Annotated in this window: 15 protein-coding genes; 5 read left to right on the top strand and 10 right to left on the bottom strand. The window is 61.8% G+C overall.

Annotation, left to right across the window (positions count from 1 at the left end):
• Positions 1–97: 97 nt before the first annotated feature.
• The 6 genes from pyrF to pyrR all read right to left on the bottom strand — a co-directional run bounded on the left by pyrF (position 98) and on the right by pyrR (position 8567).
• A complete protein-coding gene (gene pyrF / locus CAURIM_RS06155; RefSeq protein ID WP_201828266.1) occupies positions 98–946 on the bottom strand; it encodes an orotidine-5'-phosphate decarboxylase in 849 nt (282 codons plus the stop codon).
• Positions 930–4271: a carbamoyl-phosphate synthase large subunit gene (carB, locus tag CAURIM_RS06150; RefSeq protein ID WP_201828268.1), complete on the bottom strand. Its 3342-nt coding sequence runs from the start codon at positions 4269–4271 to the stop codon at positions 930–932. Before carB ends, pyrF begins: the two co-directional genes overlap by 17 nt.
• A gap of 30 nt (positions 4272–4301) precedes the next feature.
• Positions 4302–5465 carry a glutamine-hydrolyzing carbamoyl-phosphate synthase small subunit gene (carA, locus tag CAURIM_RS06145; protein WP_201828270.1) on the bottom strand — a complete coding sequence of 388 codons (1164 nt, stop codon included), beginning with the start codon at positions 5463–5465 and terminating at the stop codon, positions 4302–4304.
• A gap of 106 nt (positions 5466–5571) precedes the next feature.
• A complete protein-coding gene (locus CAURIM_RS06140) occupies positions 5572–6960 on the bottom strand; it encodes a dihydroorotase (protein WP_201828272.1) in 1389 nt (462 codons plus the stop codon).
• 44 nt (positions 6961–7004) lie between these two features.
• Complete coding sequence (locus CAURIM_RS06135; RefSeq protein ID WP_201828274.1) at positions 7005–7976, bottom strand: aspartate carbamoyltransferase catalytic subunit; 972 nt, start codon at positions 7974–7976, stop codon at positions 7005–7007.
• Complete coding sequence (gene pyrR, locus CAURIM_RS06130) at positions 7977–8567, bottom strand: bifunctional pyr operon transcriptional regulator/uracil phosphoribosyltransferase PyrR (protein ID WP_201828275.1); 591 nt, start codon at positions 8565–8567, stop codon at positions 7977–7979.
• A gap of 160 nt (positions 8568–8727) precedes the next feature.
• Here pyrR and CAURIM_RS06125 point away from each other — a divergent pair, with 160 nt between their 5' ends.
• Genes CAURIM_RS06125 through CAURIM_RS06105 form a run of 5 tightly spaced genes read left to right on the top strand, consistent with a single transcriptional unit; the run spans position 8728 to position 12231 of the window.
• The gene (locus CAURIM_RS06125) at positions 8728–10125 is read left to right on the top strand and encodes a TIGR01777 family oxidoreductase (RefSeq protein ID WP_201828277.1); all 1398 of its coding nucleotides are present in this window, start codon (positions 8728–8730) and stop codon (positions 10123–10125) included.
• A gap of 28 nt (positions 10126–10153) precedes the next feature.
• Complete coding sequence (locus CAURIM_RS06120) at positions 10154–10669, top strand: YbjN domain-containing protein (protein WP_070444958.1); 516 nt, start codon at positions 10154–10156, stop codon at positions 10667–10669.
• Positions 10662–11183 carry a YbjN domain-containing protein gene (locus CAURIM_RS06115; RefSeq protein ID WP_070444961.1) on the top strand — a complete coding sequence of 174 codons (522 nt, stop codon included), beginning with the start codon at positions 10662–10664 and terminating at the stop codon, positions 11181–11183. Before CAURIM_RS06120 ends, CAURIM_RS06115 begins: the two co-directional genes overlap by 8 nt.
• Entirely contained in the window at positions 11180–11704 is a 525-nt protein-coding gene (locus CAURIM_RS06110) for a hypothetical protein (RefSeq protein ID WP_070444964.1), read from the top strand. Before CAURIM_RS06115 ends, CAURIM_RS06110 begins: the two co-directional genes overlap by 4 nt.
• The gene (locus CAURIM_RS06105) at positions 11701–12231 is read left to right on the top strand and encodes a hypothetical protein (RefSeq protein ID WP_070444967.1); all 531 of its coding nucleotides are present in this window, start codon (positions 11701–11703) and stop codon (positions 12229–12231) included. The genes CAURIM_RS06110 and CAURIM_RS06105 overlap by 4 nt, the downstream gene beginning before the upstream one ends.
• A gap of 3 nt (positions 12232–12234) precedes the next feature.
• On the opposite strand, the gene CAURIM_RS06100 is transcribed toward CAURIM_RS06105, so the two are convergent.
• Genes CAURIM_RS06100 through rsmD form a run of 4 tightly spaced genes read right to left on the bottom strand, consistent with a single transcriptional unit; the run spans position 12235 to position 14958 of the window.
• Complete coding sequence (locus tag CAURIM_RS06100; RefSeq protein WP_201828279.1) at positions 12235–13089, bottom strand: PPK2 family polyphosphate kinase; 855 nt, start codon at positions 13087–13089, stop codon at positions 12235–12237.
• 25 nt (positions 13090–13114) lie between these two features.
• Positions 13115–13870, bottom strand: a complete 756-nt coding sequence (locus CAURIM_RS06095; protein WP_070444973.1) for a sulfite exporter TauE/SafE family protein — start codon at positions 13868–13870, stop codon at positions 13115–13117.
• Positions 13871–13876: 6 nt separating this feature from the next.
• Positions 13877–14353, bottom strand: coding sequence for a pantetheine-phosphate adenylyltransferase (gene coaD, locus CAURIM_RS06090; RefSeq protein WP_070444976.1), 477 nt, complete (start codon positions 14351–14353; stop codon positions 13877–13879).
• Between the two features lie 2 nt (positions 14354–14355).
• On the bottom strand, positions 14356–14958 hold the full coding sequence (gene rsmD / locus CAURIM_RS06085) for a 16S rRNA (guanine(966)-N(2))-methyltransferase RsmD (protein WP_201828281.1): 603 nt from the start codon (positions 14956–14958) through the stop codon (positions 14356–14358).
• Positions 14959–14966: the final 8 nt, after the last annotated feature.

Here is a 14966-nt window from a genome sequence, read left to right as displayed (position 1 = left end):
ACTTAAAGGTTCCTGCACGTCAACGCACATGCCTTAAACAAAATACCAGGTAAACGGCGCTCCTGTTAATCCAGCACGCCGCTACCTGGTCTGAGTATTAGTCCCGGAACTCCGCCGCCGTATCCACTACGGCTTTCCGCAGTTCAGAGGCATTAGGCCCCTGCGAAAGAATAGCCCTGGAGACGTTAGCAAAGCCCAGTTTAGGTGCCGCTGCGGTGAGTTGCCTTACATCCGCGGGCGTTGCGCCCTGGGCGCCGACTCCCGGAAGCAGCACTGGACCGTTTAATTGGTCTAATGCAGGCGGAGCCTCCAACGTCGCGCCCACGACCACGCCGAGAGCACCCACGGTGTTGTCTGGCCCAGCCGCAGACGCATTGCGCTGCGCAAGCTCATCGACGACTCGTTGCGCCACGCTGCGGCCGTCGACGCTCAACGACTGCAACGCCACGGCCTCCGGGTTGGAGGTCGCCGCAAGGACAAAGACCCCTCGTCCAGTGTCCTCCGCTAGGTCGAAGACTGGGCTCAAAGCGCCCACACCAAGGTAGGGCGAGACCGTCACAGCATCGGACCGCAGCGGCGAGTCCTCCCCCAGCCAGGCCTGTGCGTAGCCCGCCATGGTAGAACCGATGTCACCGCGCTTCGCGTCCGCTAGGCTCAAACAGCCCTGCTCTCGAAGGCCCGCCAGGGCCTCCTCGAGTACAGCGAAACCGCGAGAGCCGAAACGCTCAAAGAAGGCCACCTGCGGCTTCACCACCGCCGCGGTCTCCGCGAAAGCCTCTACACAGCGCAGCGTAAACGTGCGCAGACCATCCACATCAACCGACAGGCCCCAGGCCTCCAGCAAGTGCGGGTGGGGGTCGATGCCCACGCACAGGCGCCCGCGCTCCGCACCGGCTGCCACGAGGCGCTCGCCGAAAGACGGCGTCTTCCTAGTTGGCTGGGTCATGCTTAAGCTCCTGCAGCGCGCGTACCTTGAGGTCTCCGCGGCGCAGGGCTTCGATGCCCTGCACGGCTGCGGTCACGCCTTGGACGGTGGTCACCAGTGGAACACCCACGGATACCGCAGCGGCGCGGATGTCATAGCCATCGTGACGGGCGCCGGCGGAGCCTGCCGGGGTGTTGAGGATGAGGTCGACCTTGCCGCCGAGGATCTGGTCCACGATGGACTCCTCACCCTCCCCAGCTTCCGAGACCTTCCGGGCCACCTCGCACTCGACGCCGTTGCGGCGCAACATCTGCGCGGTACCGGCAGTGGCCACGATGGTGTAGCCCATGTAGGCCAGGCGCTGAATCGGGAAGATAAGGGTGCGCTTATCGCGGTTGGCCACGGAGACGAACACGGTGCCCTCGGTGGGCAGCTCACCGAAGGCGGCCATCTCACCCTTGGCATAGGCGGCACCGAAGTTATCAGCCAAGCCCATCACCTCGCCGGTGGACTTCATCTCTGGAGAAAGCAAGGTATCCAGCAGCTGGCCGTCGGGGCGACGGAAGCGGTTAAACGGCAGCACGGCTTCCTTGACCGCAATCGGGTGCTCCAGCGGCAGGGAACCACCGTCGTAAGTGGACGGAATGATGCCTTCCTCGCGCAGCTCCGCAATGGACGCACCCAGCATGACGCGTGCGGCAGCCTTAGCCAGCGGCACGCCGGTGGCCTTGGAGACGAAGGGCACGGTACGGGAGGCACGCGGGTTGGCCTCGATGACATAGAGAGTGTCATCCTTCAGGGCGTACTGAACGTTCATCAGGCCCTTGACGCCGATGCCGTGCGCTAGGCGACGCGTCGACTCCCGCACCTTCTCAATATCCTCCGGCCCCAGCGTCATCGGTGGCAGCGCACAGGAGGAGTCACCGGAGTGGATACCTGCTTCCTCGATGTGCTCCATGACTCCGCCGAGGTAGACCTCCTCGCCGTCACACAGCGCGTCGACGTCGATCTCAATGGCGTTATCTAGGAAACGGTCGACCAAGACTGGGTGATCCGAGGTGATCTCGGTAGCGCGCTCGATGTAATCGCGCAGCGAATCCTCGTCGTAGACGATCTCCATGCCGCGGCCACCCAGCACGTAGGACGGGCGGACCAGCACCGGATAGCCGATATTCGAAGCGACCTGGCGGGCCTCCTCAAAGGAGGTAGCGGTGCCGAAGGCCGGTGCAGGCAGCTCGGCTTCGGCAAGCACCTTGCCGAATTCACCGCGGTCCTCGGCCAAGTCGATGGCAGCGGCCGAGGTTCCCACGACCGGAACGCCGGCAGCCGTTAGGCGCTCAGCCAGGCCCAGCGGGGTTTGGCCACCCAGCTGAACGATGACGCCGGCAACTTCACCACAAGCGGCCTCCGCGTAGTAAACCTCCATGACATCCTCGAAGGTCAGCGGCTCGAAGTAGAGACGGTCGGCGGTGTCATAGTCAGTCGACACCGTCTCCGGGTTGCAGTTAACCATGACCGTCTCGTAGCCCTCACGGGAAAGCTCCAGGGCGGCGTGCACGCAGGAGTAATCAAACTCGATGCCCTGGCCAATACGGTTCGGGCCGGAGCCTAAGATGATGACCTTGCCCTTGGTCTTCTCGCTGCTCTCGCGCACCTCGGTCTCAGCGTTCGGGTCCATTTCATAAGAGCTGTAGTGGTACGGGGTCTGGGCTTCAAACTCACCCGCACAAGTATCAACGGTCTTGTACACCGGGCGAATGCCCAAAGACCAGCGCAAGGAGCGCACGCCATCCTCACCGGCGAACTCTGGGCGAAGAGCCGCGATCTGGGCGTCGGACAGGCCAAAGACCTTAGCGCGGCGCAGTAATTCAGCGTCCAGGACTGGCGCGCTCACGAGCTCCTCGCGGAACTCAACAAGCGCCTCAAGCTCGGCGAGGAACCACGGGTCGATGTGCGAGTGCTCGTGCAACTGCTCCACCGTGGCACCGAGGCGCAGAGCCAGCTCGACATCGTAGATGCGGCCCTCGGTCGGACGCTCCAGGTCCTTGAGAACGGCCTCCACGTCCGTTGCGCGCTCCCCAGCGAAGTACTCATCCGGCTTGGTCCAGAAACCAGAAGGCTTGCCCTCCAGCGAGCGCATGACCTTGTTCAGGCCGGAAATATAGTTGCGGCCGATACCCATGGCCTCGCCCACAGACTTCATCGTGGTGGTCAGAGTGTCATCGGCGCCCGGGAACTTCTCAAAAGCAAAGCGCGGGGCCTTGACGATGACGTAGTCCAGAGTCGGCTCGAAGGCCGCCGGGGTCACGCCAGTGATGTCGTTGCGTACCTCATCCAGGGTGTAGCCAATCGCCAGCTTGGCTGCCAGCTTGGCAATCGGGAAACCGGTGGCCTTAGAGGCCAGCGCGGAGGAGCGGGACACGCGCGGGTTCATCTCAATGGTGATGATGCGGCCGTCATCCGGGTTTACAGCGAACTGGATATTGCAGCCGCCGGTGTCGACGCCGACCTCGCGGATGATGGCGATACCCTGGTCGCGCATCTTCTGGTACTCGCGGTCCGTGAGGGTCAATGCCGGGGCCACGGTCACGGAGTCACCGGTGTGGACGCCGAGGGCGTCGACGTTCTCGATGGAAGCGATGACCACAACGTTATCGTCGCCGTCACGCATGAGCTCGAGCTCGAACTCCTTCCAGCCCAGGATGGACTCCTCGATGAGAACGTTCGCCTCCGGCGAGGCAGCCAAGCCGCCGCCGGCAATGCGCTCAAGGTCCTCTTCGTTAAAGGCCAAGCCGGAGCCCAGGCCGCCCATGGTAAACGATGGGCGTACAACGACTGGGAGGCCAAGCTCGGAAACGGTCTCGTGGACCTCCTCCATCGTGTGGCAAACACGGGAGCGCGCGGATTCGCCACCGATGGAGGCCACGATGTCCTTGAATTTCTGACGATCCTCGCCGCGCTCAATGGCGTCGATATCAGCACCGATGAGCTCGATATCGTACTTCTTGAGGATGCCCAGGCGGTCCAACTGTACCGCGGCGTTCAGAGCGGTCTGGCCGCCCAGGGTTGCCAGCACGGCGTCGATGGGGTTGCCCTCTTCCTTTTCCTTCTGGAAGATCTTCTCGATGAACTCGGGCTCGATGGGCTCCACATAGGTGTGGTCGGCGAACTCCGGGTCCGTCATGATCGTTGCCGGGTTGGAGTTAACCAGCGTGACGCGCAGGCCTTCCTCCTTGAGCACGCGGCAGGCTTGGGTGCCGGAGTAGTCGAACTCGCAGGCCTGACCAATAACAATCGGACCGGAGCCGATAACCAGGACGTGATTGATGTCGTTGCGCTTTGGCATGTGTTTCTTCTTCCTTTTCCTGGTTGCGTTCTACTTGTTCGGGGACTTTTCAGTCATGAGCTCGATGAACTGGTCAAAGAGCGGGTTGGCATCGTGTGGGCCGGCGGCGGACTCAGGGTGGTACTGCACGGAGTACGCCATGCCATCCTTGAGCGCAACACCTTCGATGGTGTTGTCGTTGAGGCAGGTGTGGGAGACCACTGCCGGGCCGAAGTCGGTATCGAATTCCTCGCCGGCCGGGTCTTCCTTGCCCGAGGGGCTGGCCAAAGCAAAGCCGTGGTTCTGGGAGGTGATATCGATCTTTCCGGTCAGCTGGTTGCGCACCGGAACGTTGATGCCGCGGTGGCCGAACTTCAGCTTGTAGGTGTCCATACCCAGCGCACGGCCGAGGATCTGGTTGCCAAAGCAGATGCCGAAGAAGGGGTACTTAGCAGCAAGGATGTCGCGCACGATGCCGACCATGGTGTCAGCGGTAGCCGGGTCGCCCGGACCGTTGGAGACAAACACGCCGTCTGGGTTGTACTGCTTGATCTTCTCGAACGGGGTGTTGGCGGGAACCACGATGGTCTCGATGCCGCGCTCGGCAAAGTGCTTCGGGGTGGCGGTCTTGACTCCCATGTCATAGGCCACGACGGTAAAGCGCTTCTCCCCTACGGCTGGGAAGGTATAGACCTCATCGGTCGAGACTTCTTCGGACAGGTCAAGGCCGGCCATCGAAGGTTGGTTCTTGACCTCAGAGACGAGCTCCTCGACGTCCCGCTCAGCGGCCTCTCCGGAAAAGATACCTGCCTTGATGGAGCCGTGATTGCGCAGGTGGCGCACCAAAGTGCGGGTATCGATTCCCCCAATACCAATGATTCCCTGCTTCTCCATCTCCTCCGGCAGGGAGCGGGCGGCACGCCAGTTGGAGACGCGGCGGGCCAGATCACGGATAACTAGACCGGCAACCCAGATCTTGTCGTCATGGGACTCGTTGTCCTCATCGTTCCAGCCCGTATTGCCAATCTGCGGCGCAGAGGCGACGACGATCTGGCGGTGGTAAGACGGGTCCGTCATAGTCTCCTGGTAACCCGTCATGGCGGTGGTGAAGACGGCCTCGCCCAGAGTCGTACCGGTGGCACCGAAGCCGAAGCCTCGGAAGGTGCGGCCATCAGCGAGGACCAGGATGGCGGGGGTGGTGGTAGTGGAAGTCACTGTGTGTTGAACCTTTCAGTGAATTTTCTCGGTGAAGGGTTGGTTGTGTTGGGGACGTGCGTTGGTTACTTAAGTGTCGAGCAACTCTGATTGTCGATTATCCCGATCACTCGGCCGCCTCGCTGGCGCTTTCAGCCGCTAGGTCGTAGGTCACCGCGCCACGCAGGATGGTGTAGGCCACGCGTGCACCGAATTCCTCCCCCTCATAGGGGTTGTTCTCCGACTTCGAAGCCAGACGCGTGGAATCCGATACCCACTTGTGCTTGGGATCGACGATGGTGAGGTTGGCTGGCTCGCCCACCGCAATCGGGCGGCCATGACCAGGCAGGCGAGTAATCTCTGCCGGACGCTCCGACATGACGCGGGCGACGAAGCGCCAGTCGGCCAGGCCGGTGGCGACGAAGAGCTTGGCGATGACCGCCAGGGAGGATTCCAGTCCCAGCATGCCCGGCTTAGCGTGCTCGAACTCGACACACTTGTCTTCGCTGCCGTGCGGAGCGTGGTCTGTGGCCACGACGTCGATAAGCCCGTCAAGCAAGGCCTGGCGTAGGGCCAGGGCGTCGGATTCCTCGCGCAACGGTGGGTTGACGCGGTAGACGCCGTCGTAGGTCACCAGCTTGTCATCGGTCAGCAGCAGGTGGTGCGGGGTCACCTCGGCGGTCAGCGGAATGCCCTGTTCCTTGGCCCACTTGAGCAGCTCCACGGTGCCCTTCGTCGAAGCGTGGCAGATGTGCATGCGGTTGCCGTAATCACGCGCGAGTAGGGCGTCGCGGGCGACGATGGATTCCTCAGCGACGCGCGGCCAGCCGCGCAAGCCCAGGCGGGCCGCAACCTCGCCCTCGTGGGCGCTAGCGCCTTCGGTCATGCGGTGGTCGTCTGCGTGCTGCGCCAGCAGGACGTCAAGTCCCTTCGCATATTCCAGGGCACGGCGCATGAGCTGTGGGTCCTGGACGCACTTGCCGTCGTCGGAGAACATACGCACCTTGGCGTCCGAGCGGGCCATCATGCCAAACTCGGTCAGGGTCTTGCCCTCGAGGCCCTTCGTGATGGAGCCGACCGGATGGACGTCGCACAGGCCACGTGCCTGGCCCTTGGCCCAGACGGACTCGGCGATGATGGGCTGGTCCGTCACCGGGGAGGTGTTGGCCATGGTGAACACGGCGGTAAAGCCGCCCTTGGCGGCAGCGCGCGAGCCGGTTTCGATGGTCTCGGTGTCCTCGCGGCCCGGCTCACGCAGGTGAACGTGCATGTCCACTAACCCCGGCAGCAGCACGTTGCCGCCACCGTCGATAGTGCGGTCCACCTCAACTGCCGGGGTCACGGCCCCGGCGTCCCTGGCGTCCCCGGCATCGGCGGCGGTGCCGATGGCCTCGATGACGCCATCCTTGATCAGGATGCTGGTGGGTTCGCCCTCGCCATAAGGGCGGACGTTGGTGATGAGCAAGGTGCCCGCCGCAGGAGCCGAGAGCACGCCGGTGTCTGGATAAATAGTCATGGTTTCTGAAAAGCTCTCCTCGTTGGTATGTGAGATAACTCGATTTAGATACCGGCGTTCTCGCCGTTCGTCAGCAGCGTAAAGAGGGTGGCCATGCGCACATGGACACCGTTGTTGACCTGCTGGAGCACTGCGGTGTTGTCAAAGTCGGCCACGGCATAGTTGATCTCCATGCCACGAACCATGGGGCCCGGGTGCATGATGATGGCATCCTTCTTCATGGCCGCGGCGCGGTCCTTGGACAGCCCGTAGAGGGAGGCGTATTCGCGGTGCGAGGGGAAAAAGCCACCATTCATGCGCTCTGCCTGAACGCGCAGCATCATGACGACGTCCGCCTCCGGCACCTCGGCGTCGAAGTCATGGGAGACCCGCACCGGCCAAGTGTCCACGCCGAAGGGCAACAGTGTCGGCGGAGCGACGAGCGTGACCTCGGCTCCCAGGGTGGACAACAGGTCCACGTTGGAGCGCACGACGCGGGAGTGCAGGCAATCACCAACGATGGTGACTTTCAGTCCCTCGAAGCCGGTGCCTGCGGCGGAGCGATCCGCTCCTAGGTGCAGGCGCTGGCGCATCGTGACGGCGTCGAGAAGCGCCTGCGTGGGGTGCTGGTGAGAGCCATCGCCGGCGTTGATGACGCTCGGCCCCTGCCCTTCAGGTGCCACCCAGCCGGCGAGCTGCTGCGCAGCACCCGAGGAAGGGTGGCGCATGATGATGGCATCTGCGCCGATCGACGTCAAAGTCAACCCGGTGTCCTTGAGGGACTCGCCCTTCTTGACCGAAGACGTCGACGCGGAGAGGTTGATGACATCAGCCGACATCCACTTACCCGCCGTTTCGAAAGAAGAACGGGTGCGGGTGGAGTTTTCATAGAACAAGGTGAAAACGGTGCGCCCGCGCAGCGTGGGCAGCTTCTTGACTTCGCGGCCTTCGAGGGCTTCCCGGAAACGGTCAGCCTCATCCATCAGCCCAAGGATCTCCTCGGCGCTGTGGTCGGCGATATTAATGAGGTGCTTCATTTATGCCTCCTTGCCGGGCTGTGCAGTGAAGCGGGTAAGAACGACGGCATCGCGGCCATCGATATCAGCGTTGTACACGGTGACGTCCTCGTCGCGCGCGGTGGGAATGTTCTTGCCCACGTAATCAGCACGGATGGGGACCTGGCGGTGTCCACGGTCCACGAGGACTGCGAGTTGGATGATGTCGGGACGGCCGATGTCCGCGAGGGCATCGAGTGCGGCACGGATAGTGCGGCCGGAGTATAAGACGTCGTCGACAAGAATGACGGTGGCGCCGTCGATGCCGCCGTCGGGCACCGTCGTAGGCTGCAATGCACGGTGCGGGCGGGCATAGAGATCATCGCGGTACAGCGTGATGTCTAGGGAGCCCCAAGGAACCTCCACCCCGGAGAATTCCTCAATTTTTTCGGCAAGGCGCTGCGCCAACGGCACGCCACCAGAGGGAATGCCTAAGAGCAGGACTCGAGCGGAATCACTCGAATCTAGCGCCGTCTTTTCAATGATCTGGTGCGCGATGCGTGCGACAGTGCGCGCGACGTCTTTCGAGCTCAACAGCTCGTTGGACTCCGCGTGGGTGCCGGTTTCACTCATCGTGACCTCCTTCCCCGCCTCACGGTGCGGTCTTTAAAGGATGTCGGACAATGGTTAAAAGGACTTGTCTATGCTTGAAAGCCAGCACTAACCATAGCACTCTTCAGGCGTGCTGTGTACGCCCTCGCACCCCGAATCTTTTGAGGCAGGTCCCTAGACAGTGAGTTTTACTACCCAGCACGTTGTTCCAGCCCCGCGCGAAGAGGTTTGGCAATGGCACACCCGCCCGGGAGCGCTCGCGCGCCTCACCGCGCCTTTCGGTTTCATGACTCCCCTGCAGCAGGCCGAGTCATTAGCTGATGGGACTTCTATCTTGGGGTTTCCTGGTGGTTTGAAATGGGTCGCCCGGCATGATTTGAGTAGGTACCAGCCGCGGCGTTCTTTCGCTGATGTCTGCATCAACGCCCCCTTCCGTTCGCTGGCCAATTGGCGCCACGAACACGTCTTTGAAGACCACCCAGAGGGCACACTCATCACCGACAAGGTGGACACCCGCATCCCCACGGGGGCAGTGGAATCGATTTTTGCCTACCGGCAGCAGCAGCTCATTGAGGACTTTCGCTTTGCTCAGCGGCTGGGTGCTCTCAACGCCGAGCCCCGCACAATAGCAATAACTGGTACGCACGGCACGGTAGGCACTGCTGTGGCCGCACAGCTCGGCACCTTGGGCCACACCGTCATTCCGCTCGTGCGCTCTAAACCAGGTGCCGGCGAGCGCCTGTGGCGGCCTACTGTGCCCGCCAAAGATTTGCTGGACGGCGTTGATATCCTCATCCACCTGGCCGGCGAGCCGATTTTCGGGCGCTTTAATACCGCGCACAAGGAAGCTATTCGGGATTCACGTGTAGGCCCTACTCACCTGCTGGCGCAGCTGGCGGCCGAGACTCCCTCCGTGACTGCGATGGTCTGTTCTTCCGCTATCGGTATCTACGGCCCGGACCGGGGCGATGAAGAACTAACCGAAGGCTCGGAGCGCGGTGAGGGCTTTCTGGCCGATGTCGTGACGGCGTGGGAGGATGCTTGCGCGCCGGCACGTGAGGCCGGGAAACGAGTGGTGAACCTGCGCACCGGCATCGTGCAATCTGCCAACGCGGGAATCCTGCCGCTGCTGCGGGCGCTGTTTTCTACTGGACTGGGCGGCTCATTTGGCAAGGGCAGCATGTGGAATAGCTGGGTTGCGCAGGATGATCTCTCAGATATGTTTGCCCGCGCCGCCCTCGACCCTGCCTGGAGCGGTGCCATCAACGCAGTCTCCCCCACCCCGGTGCTCAATCGCGACTATGTAGATACCCTCGGCTCACTCCTTCACCGGCCGACCGTCATCCCCATTCCCAGCGTCGGTCCGGCGCTACTGCTGGGTAAGGAAGGTGCGCGGGAGCTGGCACTGGCCAACCAAAAGGTCCTTCCCACGCGCGCGGAAGCGCTGGGCCACACCTTCCGCTACCCCGACATCGCTCCAGCGCTCGCCCACGAGCTCGGTGGCGAAAAACTCGTCGAGGCCCCCACCTGCGCACCCGGGGAAGACGGCTCCGGTAGTGTCGGGGCCGGAAAAGATTAAGAAAAATGTAGCGAAGTGAGTAGAAGAATTGACGGACACCACTAACCATGACCACGCGCAGCAGCGCCAGCTGCAGCCTGACACACCCATCGAAGAAGTCAGCCTCGAGCGCATAGCGGAAATCTTTGAGTCAGAAGGCTTGGAATACCGCATCGAAGAGCAGAAGACTCAAGACGGCCAAACGGTCAACCTCTTGCGCACCGGCTTCTCCAACGCCGCCATCGCCTTCCAGCTCGTTGGCTCCTCTCTCATCGTCGATTCCGTATGGCGCGGCTCTGTCCCCGCCTCCGAAGGCCCTGCGTTGCTCATGCACATCAACGCATGGAACCAGGACCACTTCACGCCGACGTTCCGCTTCTTCGAAGCGCCAGACAACGCTTTGGCGGTCTCCGGTGCACGCGATCTGGACGTGACCCATGGTGCATCCCGCAACCAGCTCGGCGCGTTCGTCATGTCCACCCTGGATGCTGTGTTGCAATCCTTCGAGTGGATGGAACAGCAGTACCCGCAGCTTGTCACCTGGAAGGAGCACAACCATGACTAATCCGACAACGCCTACCGCCGAGGATCCGCACGCACTGCCGGAGGTCACCCTTGACCGCATTATCGAGGCGATGAAGACCTTCGACATCGAACTCGAGCCGGTCACCGGTCGCGACGACGCCGCGACCGCTAATCTCAACGGTCTGCCGTGCATGTTCGCCGTCCTGGAGAGCGTTGCTATCGTGCGCTGCGATGTTCCGACGGACGTCAACTATGCCAAGGCAGACGCAGGTCTTTTCTTGGCCGCTAACCAGATCAACTCCGTGGCTATGGGGGCACGCGCCGTCATTGCTGACTTCGATGGCATGCTGCTCGTACGCACCGAGGCTGACATTCCTTGCGCGGCCGGAATGACCGATGAACAACTCGCGGCCGCACTGCGCGCCTCTGTGGACGGCGTCATCAACGCCCAGAACGCCATGGTCGCCGCTGCCGAAGAAATGGCCAAGCTCGGTTCCGAGTCAGCCGCGCAGGCGGGCGAGGGGGCCGAGGGTGCTCAGGGTGAGCAGCAGTGACCGATCTCCACGTGGTTGAGCCGGTCACCATCGACCGGTTGGCGCAGTTGTGCGAGCTTATCGCCGCCGACTATGCACTCATCGAGGCAACCCCAGAGCCAGAAGACGACGCTGACACTGGCGCCGACAGTGCCGATTCCGCGCGCCGCGTGCTGCAGACCGGTGTCCCCCATATCGCAGTGCACTGTGAGCTCGACGCTGAAGGCGAGGTACTCAGTGCCTTCGCCTCGTGGGAGGGCACTCTTCCAGCACACCTCGAACCGGAGGTAGCCGCCGTGGTGGCGGAGCTGAACTGGGCCAGCGTTGCGCCCACCCTGAACTTCCTCGTAGAAGAGGATGCGAAGGGTAACGCGGAGATCCACCTAGGCGCCAACCGCGCCATGGGCGTGGGCGAAGGCCTCTCCTTGGCTCAGCTCGGCCATTTCCTGCTGAGTTCACTGGCCAGCTTCGCTGAGATCTTCGACGTCGTGGCACAGCGCTTCCCGCAGGCTGTCACCTGGGATAAGGAGGAGCAAGCATGAGCCAGGACCCACATCAGAACCAGAATGCATCCGGCAGTTCCGATCCTTTCGACATTCTCTCCGGATCACCGCTGGCCGCCGTCGGCCGGGACCGCGTGTTGAGCGTGCTCAACGGCGCCGAGCTGGATATGGCAGCCACCGCGCACCCTGAAGATGCGACAACCGCAGTTGCCCGCCTCAACGACCTTGACTGGGTCATCACCGTGGAAGAGGGCCTCGTGCGCATCGAGAGCGTGCTGTCCACACAGCTCAATGCGGAGATGCTCCCCATCTTCCATGTGCTCTGCAACGAGTTCAATTCCGGTGCTTTCGATGGGCGCGCGCTCGTTGGTTTAGCTGAGGATGAGGTTGAGCTGCGCGGTGATGCGTGCTTCGTCACCACCGCTGGTCTGAACGAGGACCAGCTCTTTCACGCGCTCAACCTCGGCATCATCAATGCGCAAGAAGCGCTGCTGTCTGTTCTGGATGCGTTTAACGCCGCCGCCCGCGAGCTGGCCAGCGACGTCGATGGCACAGAAAGCGACTAGCTCTTAGTCAGCGTCCTTAATACGCTGGCGCTCGACTTCCGGATCAAAGTCGGGCGCCGGCCATTCCAGATCTAGGTGGCGCAGGAGATCCACGATGAGAAACTTCAGCGCCATCCGGGCATACTTCTTGTTATCGGTAGGAATGACGTACCAGGGCGCGTAGTTTTCATCCGTGCGCTGAATAGCATCCTCGTAGGCCGACATGTACTCATCCCAATAGGCGCGCTCCTCAACATCAGCCGGGTCGTATTTCCAGAACTTGTCTTCCCGCTCCGTGCGCTCCAGCAGATTCTCCTTCTGGGCTTCCTTGGACAAGTGAAGGAAGATTTTGATGACCTTGACTCCCCTGGCCGTTAATTCCAGCTCATAGTCACGGATGGCCTCGATGCGCCGATCCACCTCTTCTTCATCCACCCACTCGTGCACGCGCTGAATGAGGACATCCTCGTAGTGGGAGCGGTCGAAGGCCACGATTTGTCCCGGCTGCGGGTCGTGTTTGCGGATGCGCCACAGGAAGTCATGCTCTAGCTCCTCTTCGGTGGGTTTACCGAAGCCGACGGTCGTGGTTCCTTGCGGGTCGAAGGTGCTCAACACGTGGCGGATAGCACCGCCCTTGCCCGAGGTATCCATGCCCTGCAGGACGATGAGCACCGCCGGGGCGTCCTCACCGTAGCTGCGGCCGTTGGCAAAAAGCCGCTCCTGCAGCTCATAGAGCTCATCGTCATACTTGGAGAAGCGGGCGTCGAGCGCCGCTTTATCGCCGTCGAAGCCAGGCGTTGCCGAGGCATCAACCGAGTCAATCTGAAAATTTTTGCCAGCTCGCAGGGCGAGCGCGTCCTCAATCTTGAATTTCGCCATGGACTCCACCATACCGAGACGCTGTTTAAGCACCCAGAGTAAAAAGGCCTCGCAGCAATGCGCTGAGCGCTCCTAGGCTGGCCAGCCACAGTGATAGCTTATGGGCCTTGTCCCGAGAGACGCGCCCAGCAATCTTCTTTCCTAAGAGAATGCCAACGCACATTCCAATTACCCCGCAGGGCCACACCAGCCAGTGCAAACCGTCAAAGCCGCCGGAGCCCAAGAAGTACTTCGTCAGAACAGAGGACAATCCGCCGATGACAAAGCAGGGCTGCAGGGTCGGCGCGAGAACCTCCTTGGGCCACCGCGCGGCCTGGGCATAGACCGTGATGACCGGGCCAGCCACGCCGGCCAGGGTATTGGTGAACCCGCCCAAAATACCCGCGGAGATGGCCGGGCCCGTGCCACTCATCTCCGGGACGAACTTGCGCCCAAAGACCACCACGGCCAGCGCAATCAATAAGGCGGCACCAACCAGAACCAACAACGCCGCAGTATCAATACGGGCGATGAGCAGCGCCGCCGGAATTGAGCCGAGGACCATGAAAGGACCGATGCGCAGCCACTTTCCCCAGTCCACATTCTCACGCATCGAATAGGTCGTGAGGATGGCATTGAGGCAGGCCAAGACGTTGATGACCATGATGCCTTCGACGGGGCCGAGGAAAAGCGTCAGGATGGGCCCACCAATGAGGCCCAGGCCCATGCCGGAGACTCGCTGCAAGCACGAGCCAGCGATGACGGTAAGTAGGACAACGAGGGGTATTGCCAGTACAGACATATCCCTTTAGCCTCGGTAGCGTTCCATCACTGCGGCAGCCACATGATCCGGGAACATACCCGTAACATCACCGCCGTACTGCGCCACCTGCTTGCACAGCGAAGAAGAGATATATCCGTATTTCTCATCCGTGAGCAAAAAGACGGTATCGATTCCGGAAAGGCGCCGGTTCATCTGCGCCATCGGCAGCTCATACTCATAATCCAAGGAGGAGCGCAAGCCCTTCACAATCGTGTCTATGCCATGGGCGCTGGTGTAATCCACCAACAATCCGCCCCACCAGTCCACCTCGATCTCCGGGGAAACGGTACGGCGAATAAGGTCCACGCGCTCCTCCACGCTAAACAGCCCAGAAGGCTTGTCGGGGTTTCCCGTCACCAGCACCGTGACCTTGTCAAAAAGCTCGCTGGCACGATTAAAAACGTCGACGTGCCCCAGCGTGATGGGATCGAAAGAACCGGGGCATACGGCGTGAGTCGGCATGGCTAGTCCTCCTGGGTTCCGGTGGTATCGATCTTCGAGCTATCCGCACTGCGGTGATAGATCGCCATATCAAAACGCGCGATGCCAAAGGTCCGCTTCTTAAGCTTCTGACCGGTGGGCTCAAAGCCATCTGGCCACTGTGTGTGCGGCGAGTCCACGTGGCGCTCGATGACAACTATCGCGGCATCATCCAGCACCGGCTCGATGGCGGCGAGAAGACCATCAACATCATCGAAGTCATAGGGCGGATCCGCGAGCACCATGTCGAAGTAGCCGCGCGGTGCGGTGGCAAGGTATGACGAGGCTTTCATTTCTCGTACCTCCACGCGCGGGTGCTTCACCACCCCAATATTGTGGCGAATGACCTTCACGGCCGCGGCATTATTCTCCACGAGGACGACTTCCTCAGCGCCACGGCTAGCTGCCTCAAGGCCTAAGGCGCCGGAACCAGCAAAGAGATCCAACACGCGGGAATCAATGAACCCCCAGCGCACATTCAACGATGAGAAAAGGCCCTCGCGGGCACGGTCGGACGTGGGCCTCGTCCCAGCTTCGGGCACCTTGATGGTGCGCCCGCGGGCTTCTCCGGCGATGATTCTGGTCATGGCTTCTA

This window comes from Corynebacterium aurimucosum, from assembly GCF_030408555.1.
Classification (GTDB): Bacteria; Actinomycetota; Actinomycetes; order Mycobacteriales; family Mycobacteriaceae; genus Corynebacterium; species Corynebacterium aurimucosum.
The sequence above is the reverse complement of the archived record's forward strand: the minus strand, read 5'-3'. Positions and strand labels throughout refer to the sequence as shown.